Raw genomic sequence first — 16959 nt, forward strand, 5'->3', positions numbered from 1 at the left:
ATCAGGACGCTGTCTTGATCATTTATGCGATTACAATAAAAATTTACCTACAGCCCAAACGCAATCTGACTTTTCTTAAATGACCCACATCTAGTCCTGAATTGATAAGATTTATGTATAAAAAATGTTTTAGATATTCAGTCTGTTATAGAATAAACTGCGTAAGCAGCATATATTAAAAAGTTGAATCGACACAGGCTGCAAAGCCACGTGCCAAACTAGAAAAGTCTGTGAAAAAGTCTGCTAAGATGAATGCTGCTTTTTTAACTATAAAATGAATTTGAGAAAACCTATGAGTAAAGCCTTACCCATCGCTGTTGCTGTAATTTTAGGCGGTGCTGCACTTGTTCCTGTTTATTATGCCTCTCAAAACCCAGCAGTGGCGACCTCTAAAGCGTCGGCAAATGCTTCTGCGGTTGAAAAAATCAGCTACGCTTTGGGTTATGAAGTGGCACATCAAACCCCACCAGAGCTAGACATCAACAGCTTTGTAACAGGTGTGCGTGAAGGTCATGCGCGTAAACAACCTGCCTACACCGAAGAAGAATTACAAAAAGCCTATGAGCAATTCCAGCAAGAGTTGCAACAAAAACAAGCCACTCAAGCGCAAGCTGCACAAACAGCCAGTGATTCATTCTTAACTGAAAATGGCAAAAAAGCAGGCGTACAAACCACAGCTTCTGGCTTGCAATATCAAGTGATTAAAGAAGGCACAGGCAAACAGCCAACGGCAAGCTCTGTGGTCAAAGTGCACTACACGGGTAAACTGGTCGATGGCAAAGTATTTGACAGCTCGGTACAACGTGGTGAGCCAATTGAATTCCCACTGAATCAAGTCATTCCGGGCTGGACTGAAGGTTTACAGCTCATGAAGGAAGGCGGTAAAGCTACGCTGTATATTCCATCGAAACTGGGCTACGGCGAACAAGGTGTACCAGGCATGATTCCTGCCAACAGCACCTTAATTTTTGATGTTGAACTGATTGAAGTGAAATAACAACATCACCCTTTCAGGAGAGCTTGGCTCTCCTGTATGGTCTTAGGACGAAAAGAATGAAAAAACACCTTGCCCTTGTGTGTATCGCACTGCTCAGCAGTGGCAGTTTTGCCAAAACCGTGACCAATAAAAGTCCTGTTGCAGATCAGGTTGGTTATAGCTTTGGTTATTTAATGGGGCGCAGCAATGCGGAAACCTTAAAAGATATTGATCTCGAAGCCTTCATTGCTGGCTTAAAAATGGCAACACAAGACCAAGCCGCCAGTTTAAGCGATGAAGAAATGGCACGAGTGCTGACTCAATTCAAAAAGCAAGCCGAAGCCAAACAACTGATTGAGCTTAAAAAAGTAGCCGATAGCAATGCTAAAATTGGGCAAGCCTTTTTAAACAATAATGCCAAAAAGGCAGGGGTCAAAGTCACCAAGTCTGGCTTGCAATATCAAGTCTTACAGGCAGGTACGGGCAAATCACCCAAAGCCACCTCTACCGTTAAAGTCCATTATGAAGGTCGTTTAATTGATGGTACGGTATTTGACAGTTCTATCGCCCGCGATCAAGCTGCAGAATTTCAGGTCAGCCAAGTCATTCAAGGTTGGACTGAAGGCTTACAACTCATGAAAGTTGGTGCCAAATATCGCTTCTTTATTCCTGCTGCTCTAGCCTACGGTCAAATTGGCTCAGGCGATGCAATTGAGCCAAACAGCACGCTTATTTTTGATGTGGAACTTTTAGAAATTGTAAAATAATCCAAAGCCGCATCATCTTTAAACAAAAAAATACCGCAATTTAAATTGCGGTATTTTTTCAGATCAACTTCGCTTCATTAAGGTTTTAAATGACGTGGTCTAAAACCCGTTGCCAACAATCCAACCCCATAGGCCACTACGCCCACCACACACAGCGCAGTGACTTCTGCCACACGCATCCATTGTGATACATCACCGTTATACCAAGTTAAGGCATACCACAACGCAGCAATCATCACGGCATTTGCCACTGCAAACTGCACCATGAGTTTTTTCCAGTGCGCACCAAAACGGAAAATCTTGCGTTGATGCAAATAGAAATACAACATGCCTGCATTCACCAAAGCCGAACCTGATGATGCCAGTGCCAATGCCATGTGTTCAGCTTGCCAGTCAATCAGTTTAAAGAAGCCAATAAACACCACGTTTAAAATCGCATTGGCAGCCACAGCCATTAAACCCACACGTACTGGTGTTTTGGTGTCTTGCTGTGCATAAAAACCCGGTGCAAAGACTTTAATCAGCATGAATGAAATCACCCCTGCACTCATACATTGCAAGGCCAAAGCGGTCATTTGCGTATCTTTAAAACTAAACTGACCACGCTCAAACAAGGCTTGGATAATAGGCGTTGATAACATAAACAGTGCAATACTGGCAGGGACACCTACCAAAATAATCACCCGTGCAGCCCAGTCCATCATGCCGCGGAATTTATCCATATTTTGTTCTGCATGACGCGCAGACAGTGACGGTAAAATGACCGTCCCAATCGCTACACCAATTAAGCCCAAAGGTAGCTCTGTCATACGTTCCGCACTATACAACCACGACACCGAACCATCCTGCATAAAAGATGCCCAAATGGTGTTGAGTAGCAGGTTAATTTGCGTGACCGATACCCCAAATAAAGCAGGCAGCATCAGCTTCATAATCCGATCCACCCCTTCATGCTTGAAATCAACTTTAGGGGGAATCAGCAGCTTTTTACGCCATAGTTCTGGAATTTGAATCGCAAGTTGTAAAGCACCCGCGATAATCACCGCCCAACCCAGTGCCATAATCGGCTCTGCCATGTACGGTGTGAGCCATAATGCACCTGCAATCATCGCCACATTCAGCAATACAGGCGCAAAGGCAGGCGTGGTAAATGAGCCATAGCTGTTCAAAATACTGCTGGCAAATGCCGTCAGCGACATAAACAACAAATAAGGAATGGTCAGGCGGAACATATCGGTGGCTAGCGCAAACTTTTCAGGGTCGCTATGGAAACCCGGTGCGTAGATATACATCACCGCAGGCGCAGCCACCATGGCGGTAAAGGTTAGCCCTGTCATTACCGTCATTAAACAGCCAAAAACCCGACTAATTAAAATTTGTACTTCGGCATGAGTGCGGCTGGTTTTATATTCGGTCAATACAGGAATAAATGCCTGCGAAAACGCCCCTTCGGCAAATAGTCGCCTGAAAAAGTTCGGAATGCGAAACGCCACCACAAAGGTATCGAAATCTTTACCTGCACCAAACACATTCAGCAACACCACATCACGGACTAATCCTAGCACCCGTGACAGCATGGTCATTGCACTGACAATAAAGGTCGATCGCCAAAGCGCCATCGTTACCACCCAATCAAAAAATTAGTCGCTATTGTAATCAAAGCATCAACAAAGTTTTGTTATTGATTGATCAATTTTTTCTGTGAAGTCGAAGCTTTAAGTTGAGATAACTGTTCACGAAAATACGGCCAGTCAAAATACGGCCCTGGATCAGTTTTGCGTCCTGGCGCAATATCAGAATGTCCTGCAATATGCTGCTGAATACTCGGATAGGCCTGCTGCAAACTGTGTACCACCTGCACCAAACTCTGATATTGCGCTGTTTCAAAAGGCAAGTCATCACTGCCTTCTAACTCTATCCCAATTGAATAATCATTACATTCAGGTTGCGCCAAATAACTAGAACGCCCCGCATGCCACGCCCGATCTGCAAAATTAACAAATTGCAGCACCTCGCCTGTTCTTAAAATTAGCAAATGTGCCGAAACCTGCATGCCGTGAATGGTCTGAAAATAAGGATGCTGCGACCAATCCAGTTGGTTCTGAAAAAATTGCTCAATATAACCACCACCAAATTGTGACGGCGGCAAACTAATATTGTGAATGACCAGCAATTGAATCTCTTGGTCTGTCGGACGGGCGTTGAAATTCGGAGATGGGACTTGTCTTGCTCCCAATAATTGACCCTCAACCACCTGAAACGACGGCACATGCTGCATAAGGCAATCCCCAAATCATTAGAATAGAAAACTAGAACAGAAATTTCAGTTTAATGCCAACACGTGACAATGAACATCTTAAATTACACCCGAACGTGGCTAAAAAACACATCCAGACGCAGAACAGTGTTAATATAACGCGCAATTTTCATGGGCAAGATCGACACGGAAAATCTTATGAGCATCTCTCCAGCTTTGCTTGAACAATCCATCCAAATCAATATTCAGCAAGCCTTGCAAGAAGATATTGGTGATGGTGATATTACCGCATTATTGACCCCTGAAGATGAGCAGGCCACTGCTACGATTATAAGCCGTGAAGATATGATTTTGGCAGGTCAACCGTGGGTCAATGCCTTAATCCAAGCATACGATGCCAATGTGCAAGTCACGTGGTTAAAAAATGATGGCGACCACGTTGCTGCCAATGAAGCCTTTTTGAAATTGGCAGGTTCTGCACGCAGCCTGTTAACTGTAGAACGCCCTGCGCTGAATTTTGTGCAAACCCTGTCTGCTGTTGCGACCAAAACCGCAGCCTATGTACAACAACTTGAAGGCTTAAACACCAAACTGCTAGATACCCGTAAAACCTTACCTGGTTTACGCATTGCACAAAAATATGCTGTCTCGGTCGGTGGGGGACAAAACCATCGTTTAGGTTTGTTTGATGCCTTTTTGATTAAAGAAAATCATATTATGGCTGCAGGTGGCATTACTCAAGCAATTGCCAAAGCACATGCAATTGCTCCGGGCAAACCTGTAGAAGTTGAAGTGGAAACTTGGGATGAATTGAATCAAGCCCTTGAAGCCAATGCTGATATTGTAATGTTGGATAACTTTAGCCAGCAACAAATGATTGATGCGGTCAAGCATGTAGCTGGTCGTTGCAAACTTGAAGCGTCAGGCAACATCACCATTGAAAATTTACGTGAAGTGGCCAGCACAGGCGTAGATTATATTTCGATGGGTGTTTTAACCAAAGATGTCAAAGCTGTGGATTTATCAATGCGTTTTAATGCGTAAACGATTGCTTTTAAAGAGACTGTAAACTTAAGGGTGCAATCTGCGCCCTTAATTTTACCAAAAATTGATTTTGAGGAGGCCTATGAGCCTCCTTTTTTATGCCTCAATTTTGAATTTAATCATCGTCCTTGTTGTCGTTGTCGTTGTCGTTGTCGTTGTCGTTGTCGTTGTCGTTGTCGTTGTCGTTGTCGTTGTCGTTGTCGTTGTCGTTGTCGTTGTCGTTGTCGTTGTCGTTGTCGTTGTCGTTGTCGTTGTCGGAAGCTTGACCGAGTACACTACGATTGTCTTCATTTTCACGTTCAGTACGTGAATCACATGCAGTTAAAAACAACATCATGGCAGACATTACAATAATCAGTAGCTTCATGCTTTCTTCCTCTTTTCATACAGTTTTCCATCTTAAAAGAACTCATCCTGCAATATTGTAGCTTTTTGCTTCATGCCTCCTATCCCAATCCACGCGTCATCCATAAAAAACGCATCCGAAGATGCGTTTTGAACAGTCCTGCAATCTTAGAAAACTTGGCTTACCAACCCAAAGCCTGCTGCTGTTTTTTCACCAATTCCTGAATGCCTTTTTCTGCCATTTCTAACATGGCATTACACTGCTCGCGAGTAAACGGCTTATCTTCAGCAGTCCCCTGAATTTCAATAAACTCACCTGCTTGGGTCATCACCACGTTTAAATCGGTCTGGCAATTGGAATCTTCTTCATAGCACAAATCCAATAACACTTGGTCTTGGTATATACCTACAGAAATTGCAGCCACTAAACCCTTTAATGGATCATGCTTAATTTTTTTCTTTTCTAGCAACACATTCATGGCATCAATCAACGCTACTGCTGCACCTGTAATGGCTGCCGTACGCGTACCACCATCGGCCTGAATCACATCGCAGTCAATAGTAATGGTGTTTTCGCCCAGTTTTTTCAAATCAACCATAGCACGTAAGCTACGACCAATTAAGCGCTGAATTTCCTGTGTACGCCCGCTTTGTTTACCACGTGCCGCTTCACGGTCACTACGGGTATGCGTTGAACGTGGCAACATGCCATATTCTGCAGTTACCCAACCTTGTCCCTGCCCTTTTAAAAAACGCGGTACAGAGTTATCAATACTTGCAGTACACAAAACTTTGGTATGACCAAACTCTACCAACACTGAACCTTCAGCATAGCGAGTATAGTTACGGGTAATTTTTACCTCACGTAATTGATCTAAAGCTCGTTGGTCAATACGCATAATGTGTCCTATTTTTGACTCAAATAAATTGCCCGCAAGTATAACAGATGCCACCGCGCAGGTCGCTTATCCAAAGCTTGTCGTGTTCTGTTTCGGTAAATTTTAGCTGTATTTTATAAGGTGGCTTCATTCATCTTTTAGTATTATCCTGAAACACAGGTTTTTGTTAGACTGCGTGGCACTTGCAGAATCAGGAAATACAATGTCGATTCGGGAAGAACGAAAACAACAAAGTCGTCAGGCAATTTTTGATGCAGTGCTACACCTCAGCAGCGCAGGGCGTGCATTTAGTAGCATTAGCTTAAGAGAAATTTCACGACAGATTGGACTCGTGCCCACCGCGTTTTATCGGCATTTTCAAGACATGGATGAATTGGGGCTAGATTTGGTCGATCAGGTTGCCTTGCACATTAAAGGAATTTTAAATCAATTGGGTCAAGACTATTTGTACCAACCCAATGCACAGACCGAAACGGCACTGACCCTGTTTTTTAAATCGGTCGATCATCACCCACAACAATGGATTTTTTTAATTTCCGAACGCTGGGGCGGTTCCGCTGTTTTACGGCAAGCCATTGCCCGTGAAATTGATTTTTTAATTGAAGATTTAGCTAATGAATTACAACGGGTCGAAAGTGTACAACATTTTCAGCATACTGAAGACTTGCACATTCTGGCCAATATTTTAATTAATTTATTATTAAATTGGGCAATGAGCTGGATTGGTTTAGAACGCCAATTTGAAGCCGAAAAATTAGTAAAACAACAGCAGCGTTTTATTCAACAAACCATTACCCAAGTACATTTATTATTTCGTGGCGTTTATCACTGGCAACGTCCACAGCCTGTCACAGATTAAACATACAACAGGCTTTTAACCTGCATTAAAAAAACCGCAATGACATTGCAATCATTGCGGTTTTTAGCGATGCGCTGCCGATTCAGCATCACATCATCTTGTTATTGCATCTGCTTATTTCTTGGCTTTACGCTCTTGATCAACCAAGTAGTTGACTACTTGAATCACTTTGCCGTTATCGCCTTGCACAATGTATTTACCATTTACCACTACCGCAGGCACACCCGTCAATTGGTACTGACGCGCCAATTGTTTAGCTTGTGAAATTTTAGAGGTGATCGCAAACGAGTTAAACATACTGTTAAATTTCGCTTCAGGTACACCATATTTCACAAAGAATTTAGCCTGTGATTGCTGGTCAAAAATTTGCTGGCCTTTGTCATGAATGGCATGGAAAAGTGGCAAGTGAGTTTTCTTGCGCACACCCAAAGCTTCAGACACATAATAACCACGTGCATTCATTTCCCAAACAGGGTTCATGGCCGCAGGGGTACGCACAAAATTCACATCTTTAGGTAACTGGCGTAACCATGTTTGCATATATGGTTCTAAAGTAAAGCAGTGACCACAGCCATACCAAAAGAACTCACGCACTTCAATTTTACCCGGTACATCAACCTTACCTGGGTTAGCGACAACGCTATAATCTTTACCTGCTACAAAATTTGCCGCCATAGTGCTACCAGAAATAGCAAAGATGGCAGTTGCCAAACTACCTAAAAGGAATTTTTTCATTGCGTTTATAATCCTCTAAATCATTCTGTTTAGTGTATGGCAACACTATAAATCAATTATGCCGATTTCGTTTTCCTTCTGTGAACTTTTTTACAGCTTTTATCGCTTTTTTTAGAATTAACGCTACACTAGGATTTATACATATTTTTACTATCATCACGATTAAATTGAGGTGACACCCATGTCGCATTTGAATGTTGATCCACAAGAAATTGCCAAATTTGAAGCATTTGCTGCCATATGGTGGGATCAGCATTCCGAGTTCCGCCCTCTGCACATGATTAATCCATTACGCTTAAACTGGATTGATGAACACGCAGGCGGCTTGGCAGGCAAAAAAGTACTAGATGTCGGCTGCGGTGGTGGTATTTTGGCTGAAAGCATGGCGCGTCGCGGTGCCAATGTGCTTGGAATTGATATGGGCGAGGCACCTTTAAACGTGGCACGCCTGCATGCAGAACAAGAAGGCGTACACAATATTGAATATCTCCAAATTCCTGTTGAACAACTGGCTAATGAGCAAGCTGGTCAATACGACGTGGTGACTTGCATGGAAATGTTAGAGCACGTACCCGACCCTGCCTCAATTATTCAAGCCTGTCAAAAACTGGTCAAGCCAGGTGGTCATGTATTTTTCTCGACCATTAACCGCAACCCTAAATCATACCTATTTGCCATTATTGGGGCAGAATACGTGCTGCGCATGCTGGCCAAAGGCACACACGATTATCATAAATTTATTAAACCCTCTGAATTGGCACATGACATTCGCCAAGCAGGTTTGAAACTAAAAGATATGACGGGCTTACACTACAACCCGCTCACCAAGCGCTATTGGTTAGCACCAAATGTGGATGTGAACTACATGGTCTACACGGTCAACGAGGCAACAAAATGAAGGCGGTTTTATTTGACCTCGATGGTACCTTAATTGATACCGCTGCAGATTTTATTCGCATCATTCAAGATATGTGCCGCGACAAAGGCTGTGAAATAGTGGCAGCAGACGCCATTCGCACACAGGTATCTGAAGGTGCACGGGCAATGGTCAAACTGGTCTACCCAGAACTTGAGGTAGATGACCCTGTTTTTTTGGCCCATCGACAGCGCTTTTTAGACCTGTACGGCGCAGATATTGCAGTCGAAACTGATCTGTTTGAAGGCATGTATCCCTTGCTTGAAGCGTTAGAACAGCGTCAAATTCCGTGGGGCATTGTGACCAATAAACCGCGTTGGCTTAGCGAAGCGCTGCTCAAAGCACTGAATTTAACTGAACGCTGTGCCGTTTTGGTCTGCCCTGAAGATGTTAGCCGTACCAAACCAGACCCAGAACCTATGTATTTGGCGGCCAAACAGATTGAAATTGCCCCAGAACATTGTATTTATGTAGGCGACCATCCACGTGATATAGATGCTGGTCGTCATGCCAATATGTATACGATTTTAGCCGCTTACGGTTATTTACCGTTACAACACAAAGATAACTTAACAGCATGGCAAGCAGATTGTATAGTAGATTCAGTGACTGAATTACATACGGTTTTAAACAAAATGGTGTTACAGGTTAGTACGCAAAACAGCAGCACCAATGCTTGAATCTATTCTGCAAAGCGATGACATGAAACTCAACCCATAAGCAATCAGAAATGAACAGGAGGGAGCCCATGAAATATTCAGAATATCAACCTCGTCCCGATCTTCTCAAAGATCGTATTATCCTCATTACAGGTGCGGGTGATGGTATTGGACGAGCGGCTGCCCTCAGTTATGCACTACACGGAGCAACCGTGGTACTGCATGGTCGTACTCTCAATAAACTTGAAGTGATTTATGACGAAATTGAAAGTTTAGGCGCACCGCAACCTGCAATTTTGCCACTACAGCTTTCGAGTGCTTCACCGCGAGATTATGAATTACTAGTCGATACCCTAGACAAACAATTCGGACGTTTGGATGGTATTTTGCATAATGCGGGCATTTTGGGTGAACGGACTGAGTTAGCGAATTACCCTGCCGATGTTTGGGATGACGTCATGGCCGTGAATTTACGTGCGCCATTTGTACTTACTCAGGAATTATTGCCGCTTTTAGCAAAATCGGAACATGCTTCAGTGGTGTTTGCCAGTTCAGGTGTAGGTCGTGAATCACGTGAACGCTGGGGTGCTTATTCGGTGTCTAAAATTGCAATTGAAGCAGTGAGTCAATTATTTGCCAAAGAAAACGTGCATCCGAATATTCGCTACAACTGCATTAACCCGGGTGCGACCCGTACGGCCATGCGCGCCAAAGCCTATCCTGATGAAGATCCAAAAACTTTACCTACACCCGATGCCATCATGCCGGCCTATTTATATTTAATGGGCGATGACAGTTTGCACATGAATGGTCAAAGTATTGATGCACAGGATTAGTCCTGTCATTTGATTCTAAGAAAGGAAGCGCTTGCTTCCTTTTTTATGGACTTAACCTAGCATATTGCCAATTTTTGCACATTGATTTGCGATAAAATGGCATCACACAAGCATTTTGAGGTTTTTATCCTGCCTATTTTTGACAGCACAAAGCCTGATTACCATGCTTCCACATTTCCATTCAACCTCAACGATGCAGAGAGCAACATGACTGAATTAAACAACATCACCGTGACACCACTTGAAGATGGTATGGTGTCTTTATTCATTGATGGTCAGCCTATTTCTGAAAAATATGGCATGAAGTTTGAAGCCAGCATCGTAGATGACATTCAGGCACTCGACAACGGTCAGAAAATCAAACTGTTTGATCAGTTTGTGTTTTCACATACCGATCTTAATTTTGAACATGCTTACCACTATGTCACAGGCATTGAAAAATTGGACGATACCTACAAAGTGGTTAAAAACTTTGTTTATCGTATTAAAATTGAAGGGCAACCTGAAATTGAACACGTGATTACCAAACAAGGTACACCAATGAGTACTGAAGATGTGCGTGAATTTATCAATGCACATATTCAAAAATCACTGACCGACTACACCGATTTAAACTACGCCTATTAAGCAAAAATCACGGCAACGGCGGAACAAATCGTTTTATCAGATTGTTTTCATAAAATTATACGGTTTTTCAAATCAATATAAATCACCTATGCTTGATATATCTCCACAACAAGCATTAGGTAAATTGTGATGAATGATATTCAACGTAAAACTGCCGTGATTCAAAGTATTGAAAGCTTACAATTAGGTCAGCATTTAATTGCGGCTTTAGATGATCGTGAAACAGCCGAAAGTATTGCCATCGCTGTGCAAACATTACAAGGCTTAACTGAACATTGGAACTAGAGCAGACCATAGCAGTACGCTGCTATGGTGATGCCTCATCCTTTCCTTAGCACAACGAAAAGCATCCTGCCCCTATTTTCTGAGCAATGCTTGCTGCAAATTTCGTATTTTGTCGCATAATAGAATCAATGCCACGCTGCATCCTGCAGATGCGTATTTAAAAAATTCATGTGCTTTCTTCACAGTTTCTCTGCATTTAATGGCTAAAGTATGAACTGTGAAATAGAGATAAAAGATGAGGGGTTTACATGAAAAAGATTTTGACAGTTCTGGCAATGTCTTTCAGTGCTTTACTAAGCAGCAATTTTGCAACTGCCGCTCCTCAATTTGATCGAGACTCTGCTGACCATCCTCGTCACCAAGCACACAATAAACGTGAATTTCGTGCCGATGCTGAAGAGCGTATGCAAGACAAACGCCGCATGCGTGAAGAACGTGGTGTAAAACGTCTACAGCAACATAAATGGCAAACGGGTTATGTCATGCCGCAGCATTATCGTGGCAATGGTTATAAAGTCGATTATCAGGAACATAACTTGCCCCGCCCTGAACGCAAACAACAATGGTATAAAATCAACCAAGACTACATTTTGGTCGATGTCGAAAACCACCATATTTTGCGTATCGCAGGTTTATAGATCTACTGTTACGCGTACACAAGCTCTAAATCCATAGCCCAAAGTCCACTTTGGGCTTTTTTTATAGAGTGATGTCCCACACTCATCACATTGCTGTGAAATATCCCGCTCGGGCTCTCCTTGTTTTCTCCATAAAATTCACAATTCACCTCAATTTCCACCATCGTTTATCTTGAGTATTTGATTAATTTGGACACATCAACCCATATTTAAAACTGAAGGTAAATCCCATGAAAAAATTACTCAGCACCTTAGCACTGTCTTTAAGCGCAATCATGGCAACATCGGCCATGGCAGCACCCGACCATCGTTATGATGATCGTCGTCATCAAGCGAGTGCCACCTATAAACATCACGACAAGCGTTGGGACAATCCACGTCATCATGCACAGTGGGAACAAAAGCGTTATGATCAAAAACGCGTGAATCCAAGTCGTGACTGGCGTGTAGGTCAAAACCTCCCACGCGGATATGATGCGAACCGCTACAAAGTCAGTGATCGTGAAGCACGTCGTTTACCCAACACAGGTCGTTATCAGCAGTGGTATAAAGTCAACGGTGACTATGTGCTGATTAATGAGCGCACCCAGCGTATTATTCGTATTATTGGCTAAAACCGTTCAGCCTGAGCTGAAAAATAGCATTTCTCCACAACACCTGAAGCACCATTCAGGTGTTTTTTTATATTTAGTCTTCCGCTGCAGAATTTTTTGATTAGAATCAAAGACAGCACCATCGATCATTACAGCAGGCCAACGAATGACTCCAACTGAAAACCCGCACAGCACAACCTTACAATATGTGCATTGGTTTAGACATTCTGCGCCTTATATCAATGCCCACCGCAATAAAACCTTTGTGATTATGTTCGATGGTGAAGCGGTTTTGCATGAAAACTTTCAGCACATTATTCATGATATTGCCCTACTACACTCGCTTGGTATTCGTTTGATTTTGGTACATGGTGCGCGTCCACAAATTAATCAAAACTTAAAATTCAGCCAAATTGATACACCGTTTCATTTGCAACGTCGTGTCACCACTCGTGAATCTTTATCGTGTGTCATGAATGCTGTCGGTTCAATTCGCCTGCAAATTGAAGCCTTATTGTCGATGGGGCTAGCTAACTCCCCTATGTACGGCGCACGGATTGATGTGGTGTCGGGTAACTTTATCACCGCCAAACCGTATGGCATTCGTGATGGGGTCGATTATCAACTGACTGGCGAAGTCCGCACTGTAGATGTCGATGCCATTCAACGCCATTTAGAAAATCATAATATTGTGTTGCTCGGTCCAACAGGTTATTCCACCACAGGTGAAGTGTTTAACTTGTTGGCTGAAGAAGTGGCAACTAAAACTGCCATTCAATTAAAAGCTGACAAACTGATTTTCTTAGGCGCGCAGCACGGTTTGCAGAATGCCGAAGGTCAATTGCAACGTGAAGTTCATCCGCAACATTTAAATCCATATATTGAAGATGCTCAGCGACATCATCCTGAATTGGCTTTACACTTAAATGCAGCCCAAGATGCCTCATTAAACGGCGTACATCGGGTACATCTCATTTCCTATGCCTACGATGGTGCTTTACTCGAAGAACTGTTTACCCGTGATGGTTCAGGGACGATGGTGAGTGATGCACATTATGAAGAAGTGCGTACGGCCAATATTCAGGATGTAGGCGGTTTGATTCGTTTATTACGTCCTTTAGAAGAAGAAGGCGTGTTGGTATATCGTTCACGTGAGCGTCTGGAAAATGAAATTGGACAATTTGCAGTGATTGAACGTGACGGCATGATTCTCGCCTGTGCCGCCTTGTACCCCATTCCGACCACAGGTCATGAACTCAAGTCGGCCGAAATTGCCTGTGTCGCGGTGCATCCTGCTTATCGTAAATCCAACCGTGGTCGCCAAATTCTGGATTATTTAGAAGATAAAGCCAAAACCATGGGTATTCAGCAATTATTTATTTTAACCACTCGCACCGCACACTGGTTTTTAGAACAGGGCTTTGCACCTGCCAGTGTCGATGATTTACCCGATGCACGTCAGGCTTTATATAACTATCAACGCAACTCAATTGTGTGTAAAAAACGGCTCTAAGCGAAACTTTTGGTACGCTGAATGACACAGCACAATCAAAACCCAGAAATGTTTCACGTGGAACATGCTGCCGATTAAATCAGGTCATCACACCTATACCTGTCAGCACGACAGTGTAGGGATGATCAAAATTGGCAGCACTCACACCACTGTTTAGTTTTTTTAAATAAAATTGATGCAAGGCAGGAAGAAACTTTACTTTTATCATTTATATAAAAAATTCAAAAAACTTATTCATTCAGTCAAAAAATACAAAAGCAAGATACTCCCCCTCTGTAACTATGCTTTTAACGGATTTAATAGCTAAGCTACAGAATAAACTAAAAATATTTTAAAAATACATCTTTAAAGGATGCACAAGCCTGATGATTTGCCGTACAATTAATAATTCCCTTTTTTCATTGTTTTAAAATTACGAATGGAACAAAAAAAGAGTACACAAAAACGCCATCAGCTTCTCAATGCTGCACTCGACGTATTTTCCTTATACGGGTTTAGCGGTGCAAGTTTGGATGAAATCGCACAAATTGCAGAAATGCATAAGTCGAATATTTTCTATTATTATGAAAATAAAGAGGCGCTCTATGTTGAAGTACTGACCACAGTACTACAAAAATGGCTTGCGCCTTTACAAATGCTTGAAGCCGAACTTGAGCCAGAAGAAGCGATTACCAATTATCTGTTACAGAAAATTGAGGTTTCCCGTACTCAACCGAAAGCATCACGTCTATTTGCTTTAGAAGTGATTCAAGGTGCGCCACATATTCAGGAAATTTTAAAAGGTCCTCTGAAAAAACTGGTAAAACGCAAAGCCAAAGTCATTACCATGTGGCAAGAACAAGGCAAACTGTCGAAACAGATTGACCCTGAACTGCTCATTTTGAATATTTGGGCCATTACCCAAAACTATGCTGACTTTGCCACACAAATGGAAATGGTCACAGGTAAAACCTTGCGTAACCGCAGTATGCTGCAACGCGTTTTACAACACACGGTTCACATGATGTTGTACGGTATTGTGCCTCGTCAGGACGAAATCAATGCTACAGAAGCAACTGTTGTCACGGCTGAACCAGCACAGGAAGCGCAAGAATAATCGCGCCAACCTGAACAAATATCCGAATTTAGCTCACGACCCTAGTTTTTACTCGGGTCGTGGCGTTTTGGGCAACTGTATTACTTAACACTTTGATATAACGATAATAATTTTTGTGCGCCTAGCAACAAGTTTTCTTCCCAGTCTAAATGTGCCGTATCATTGGCACCATCGGTAATATATTTGACCGACAACATGCGCACGCCTAGTTTTTTACAGACTTTGGCAATCGCATAGCCTTCCATGTCAACCAACTGACACGGCACTTTCGGTGTCCCCGTTTCAAAACTATCGCCTGTACCGCAAATTCCGTTAGGTAAATGCTCAAAATAGCGTTCCAGCTCAATTTCTGCAGGATGCTCCTGATCCATAGGCGTCACCCCCACCTGAAAACCCAACGGTGAAACATCCATATCTCGCTGTACAAACTGACTCACTTCCACCAAAGCATGCGCATCAAAATGGGAGCTGCCCGCAGTGCCTAAATTGAGCAAGGTTTTACAGCCTGTTTTCTGAATCACTTCAAAGGCTTTAAATGCGGCATTCACTTTACCAATGCCACTGTAATGCACCTGAATCCCAGCTTGCTCAAACAAGCCTTTAGACTCACTGGGCAATGCCATAATTAAAGCAAAATCAGAATTCATAGCCATCTACTCGTGCAGTTCATTAAAACCGCCCCATTAGAAAAGAAATTTGAATGCGGTGCAAACCCGATTGCGATTTGCAGATTAAATTGTCGGATTTTGCCTGATTTTTCGATAATTTTTCAGGTTAAAAACACAACAACAAGACGAAAGCGCGAGAATATGGCAATATATAGCTCTTACAAATTTTCAACTTTCATTCGACCATGCAGCTGCTCCGCCTGAATGCTTTATCTTCTACCACCGACTTAGCTCAAACTGCCGTGACCATTGGCAATTTTGATGGTGTGCATGTCGGTCATCAGGCGATGATTCAACAGCTCAAAGAAGTTGCTGCTATGCAACAACTCAAAACCGTGGTGATGCTGTTTGAACCTCAACCACTGGAATTTTTTAAAGGTTACGATGCTCCACCACGCATCAGCTCGTTGCGGGAAAAAGTCGAATATCTGACTGAATTGGGCATCGACTACATTGCAGTAGCGAAATTTGACAATCATTTCCGCAGTTTAAGCGCCGAAGCCTTTGCAAAACTTTTAAAAGATACCCTGAATGCCTCGCATTTGGTCTTGGGTGATGACTTCCATTTTGGTAAAAACCGCCAAGGCAATAGCGAGTTTTTGCGCAACTATGGCTTTCAGGTCACCAATTTAAACACCATTGAACTAAATGGTGAGCGTGTTAGCTCAACCCGTATTCGTCAAACTTTACAAGCAGGCGATTTGGCACTGGCAGCCAAACTGCTTGGACGCCCATATAGCATTACAGGGCGCGTCCAATATGGCGATCAAATTGGTCGCACACTTGATTTTCCAACCATTAATGTGCGCTTAAACCGCCATAAACCCTGCTTAAATGGCATTTATGGCGTTGAAGTGGTGTGTGAAACCACCGCTTTAAGTGAAAAAGTCAAACATGATCATCCCGATAAAACGGGTGTTGCAGGCTACAGCCCGAACAGTCTGTTTGGTGCAGGACATGTGGGTACGCGCCCAGCCATCCAACAAGTACAGCCCGAATGGCGATTAGAAGTACATTTCCCCAATGTTTCTGCTAATCTGTATGGCTTATTAATGCGGGTCACATTTTTAAACTATTTACATGGCGAAAAAAATTACCCTTCGCTTGAAGCACTCAAAGCGGGAATTGATGATGATGTTGAAAAACTTCTTGAATTTCGACAAGATCATCCAAATTTCCCTTTTTAATTTACCCTAAATATTTAATGTAAAACGCGTCAGTCCATGGGCTGATTCAACTGGAAGAC

20 protein-coding genes are annotated in these 16959 nt (G+C 42.8%); 14 read left to right on the forward strand and 6 right to left on the reverse strand.

All coding sequences use genetic code 11. The features are described from left to right. Positions 1–292 precede the first annotated feature (292 nt). Together C3Y93_RS09570 and C3Y93_RS09575 are read left to right on the forward strand one after the other, a co-directional pair. Positions 293–997 carry an FKBP-type peptidyl-prolyl cis-trans isomerase gene (locus tag C3Y93_RS09570; protein WP_004974091.1) on the forward strand — a complete coding sequence of 235 codons (705 nt, stop codon included), beginning with the start codon at positions 293–295 and terminating at the stop codon, positions 995–997. Between the two features lie 56 nt (positions 998–1053). Then, the gene (locus tag C3Y93_RS09575) at positions 1054–1743 is read left to right on the forward strand and encodes an FKBP-type peptidyl-prolyl cis-trans isomerase (RefSeq protein WP_004974089.1); all 690 of its coding nucleotides are present in this window, start codon (positions 1054–1056) and stop codon (positions 1741–1743) included. A gap of 77 nt (positions 1744–1820) precedes the next feature. Here C3Y93_RS09575 and murJ read toward each other — a convergent pair whose 3' ends face one another. Continuing rightward, the gene (gene murJ / locus C3Y93_RS09580) at positions 1821–3371 is read right to left on the reverse strand and encodes a murein biosynthesis integral membrane protein MurJ (RefSeq protein ID WP_171287394.1); all 1551 of its coding nucleotides are present in this window, start codon (positions 3369–3371) and stop codon (positions 1821–1823) included. A gap of 50 nt (positions 3372–3421) precedes the next feature. Next, positions 3422–4021: a 1,6-anhydro-N-acetylmuramyl-L-alanine amidase AmpD gene (gene ampD / locus C3Y93_RS09585; protein WP_104852762.1), complete on the reverse strand. Its 600-nt coding sequence runs from the start codon at positions 4019–4021 to the stop codon at positions 3422–3424. Positions 4022–4198: 177 nt separating this feature from the next. On the opposite strand from ampD, the gene nadC reads away from it, so the two are divergent. Beyond that, a complete protein-coding gene (nadC, locus tag C3Y93_RS09590; protein WP_104852763.1) occupies positions 4199–5044 on the forward strand; it encodes a carboxylating nicotinate-nucleotide diphosphorylase in 846 nt (281 codons plus the stop codon). Positions 5045–5159: 115 nt separating this feature from the next. On the opposite strand, the gene C3Y93_RS14370 is transcribed toward nadC, so the two are convergent. After that, positions 5160–5411, reverse strand: a complete 252-nt coding sequence (locus C3Y93_RS14370) for a hypothetical protein (protein WP_171287395.1) — start codon at positions 5409–5411, stop codon at positions 5160–5162. Positions 5412–5571: 160 nt separating this feature from the next. After that, positions 5572–6288, reverse strand: coding sequence for a ribonuclease PH (gene rph, locus C3Y93_RS09600; RefSeq protein ID WP_019837013.1), 717 nt, complete (start codon positions 6286–6288; stop codon positions 5572–5574). 202 nt (positions 6289–6490) lie between these two features. On the opposite strand from rph, the gene C3Y93_RS09605 reads away from it, so the two are divergent. After that, complete coding sequence (locus C3Y93_RS09605; protein ID WP_104852765.1) at positions 6491–7147, forward strand: TetR family transcriptional regulator; 657 nt, start codon at positions 6491–6493, stop codon at positions 7145–7147. A 114-nt stretch (positions 7148–7261) separates the two neighbouring features. Here the strand turns inward: C3Y93_RS09605 and C3Y93_RS09610 are convergent, their stop codons facing one another. Beyond that, entirely contained in the window at positions 7262–7882 is a 621-nt protein-coding gene (locus C3Y93_RS09610; RefSeq protein WP_004974070.1) for a thiol:disulfide interchange protein DsbA/DsbL, read from the reverse strand. A 181-nt stretch (positions 7883–8063) separates the two neighbouring features. On the opposite strand from C3Y93_RS09610, the gene ubiG reads away from it, so the two are divergent. The 9 genes from ubiG (at position 8064) to C3Y93_RS09650 (ending at position 15045) form a co-directional block, all read left to right on the forward strand. Then, positions 8064–8780, forward strand: coding sequence for a bifunctional 2-polyprenyl-6-hydroxyphenol methylase/3-demethylubiquinol 3-O-methyltransferase UbiG (gene ubiG, locus C3Y93_RS09615; protein WP_104852766.1), 717 nt, complete (start codon positions 8064–8066; stop codon positions 8778–8780). After that, positions 8777–9478, forward strand: coding sequence for an HAD family hydrolase (locus C3Y93_RS09620; RefSeq protein ID WP_104852767.1), 702 nt, complete (start codon positions 8777–8779; stop codon positions 9476–9478). The genes ubiG and C3Y93_RS09620 overlap by 4 nt, the downstream gene beginning before the upstream one ends. A gap of 68 nt (positions 9479–9546) precedes the next feature. Next, positions 9547–10293: a YciK family oxidoreductase gene (locus C3Y93_RS09625; RefSeq protein ID WP_019837018.1), complete on the forward strand. Its 747-nt coding sequence runs from the start codon at positions 9547–9549 to the stop codon at positions 10291–10293. A 207-nt stretch (positions 10294–10500) separates the two neighbouring features. Continuing rightward, complete coding sequence (locus C3Y93_RS09630; protein WP_104853269.1) at positions 10501–10920, forward strand: hypothetical protein; 420 nt, start codon at positions 10501–10503, stop codon at positions 10918–10920. 129 nt (positions 10921–11049) lie between these two features. Beyond that, positions 11050–11205 carry a hypothetical protein gene (locus C3Y93_RS14375; RefSeq protein ID WP_171287396.1) on the forward strand — a complete coding sequence of 52 codons (156 nt, stop codon included), beginning with the start codon at positions 11050–11052 and terminating at the stop codon, positions 11203–11205. Between the two features lie 248 nt (positions 11206–11453). Beyond that, positions 11454–11843 (forward strand): RcnB family protein, encoded by a 390-nt coding sequence (locus tag C3Y93_RS09635; protein ID WP_104852768.1) that lies wholly within the window; start codon positions 11454–11456, stop codon positions 11841–11843. A 230-nt stretch (positions 11844–12073) separates the two neighbouring features. Next, entirely contained in the window at positions 12074–12457 is a 384-nt protein-coding gene (locus C3Y93_RS09640) for an RcnB family protein (protein ID WP_004974051.1), read from the forward strand. Between the two features lie 145 nt (positions 12458–12602). Then, positions 12603–13949, forward strand: coding sequence for an amino-acid N-acetyltransferase (argA, locus tag C3Y93_RS09645; RefSeq protein ID WP_004974049.1), 1347 nt, complete (start codon positions 12603–12605; stop codon positions 13947–13949). 418 nt (positions 13950–14367) lie between these two features. Continuing rightward, complete coding sequence (locus C3Y93_RS09650; RefSeq protein ID WP_104852769.1) at positions 14368–15045, forward strand: TetR family transcriptional regulator C-terminal domain-containing protein; 678 nt, start codon at positions 14368–14370, stop codon at positions 15043–15045. Positions 15046–15125: 80 nt separating this feature from the next. Here the strand turns inward: C3Y93_RS09650 and C3Y93_RS09655 are convergent, their stop codons facing one another. After that, a complete protein-coding gene (locus C3Y93_RS09655; protein ID WP_004974047.1) occupies positions 15126–15692 on the reverse strand; it encodes a hypothetical protein in 567 nt (188 codons plus the stop codon). A 206-nt stretch (positions 15693–15898) separates the two neighbouring features. Between C3Y93_RS09655 and ribF the strand changes: the two genes are divergently transcribed. Further along, positions 15899–16900: a riboflavin biosynthesis protein RibF gene (gene ribF, locus C3Y93_RS09660; protein ID WP_104852770.1), complete on the forward strand. Its 1002-nt coding sequence runs from the start codon at positions 15899–15901 to the stop codon at positions 16898–16900. Positions 16901–16959: the final 59 nt, after the last annotated feature.

The sequence above is a fragment of the Acinetobacter sp. SWBY1 genome (genome assembly GCF_002946595.1).
Taxonomy (GTDB): Bacteria; Pseudomonadota; Gammaproteobacteria; order Pseudomonadales; family Moraxellaceae; genus Acinetobacter; species Acinetobacter towneri.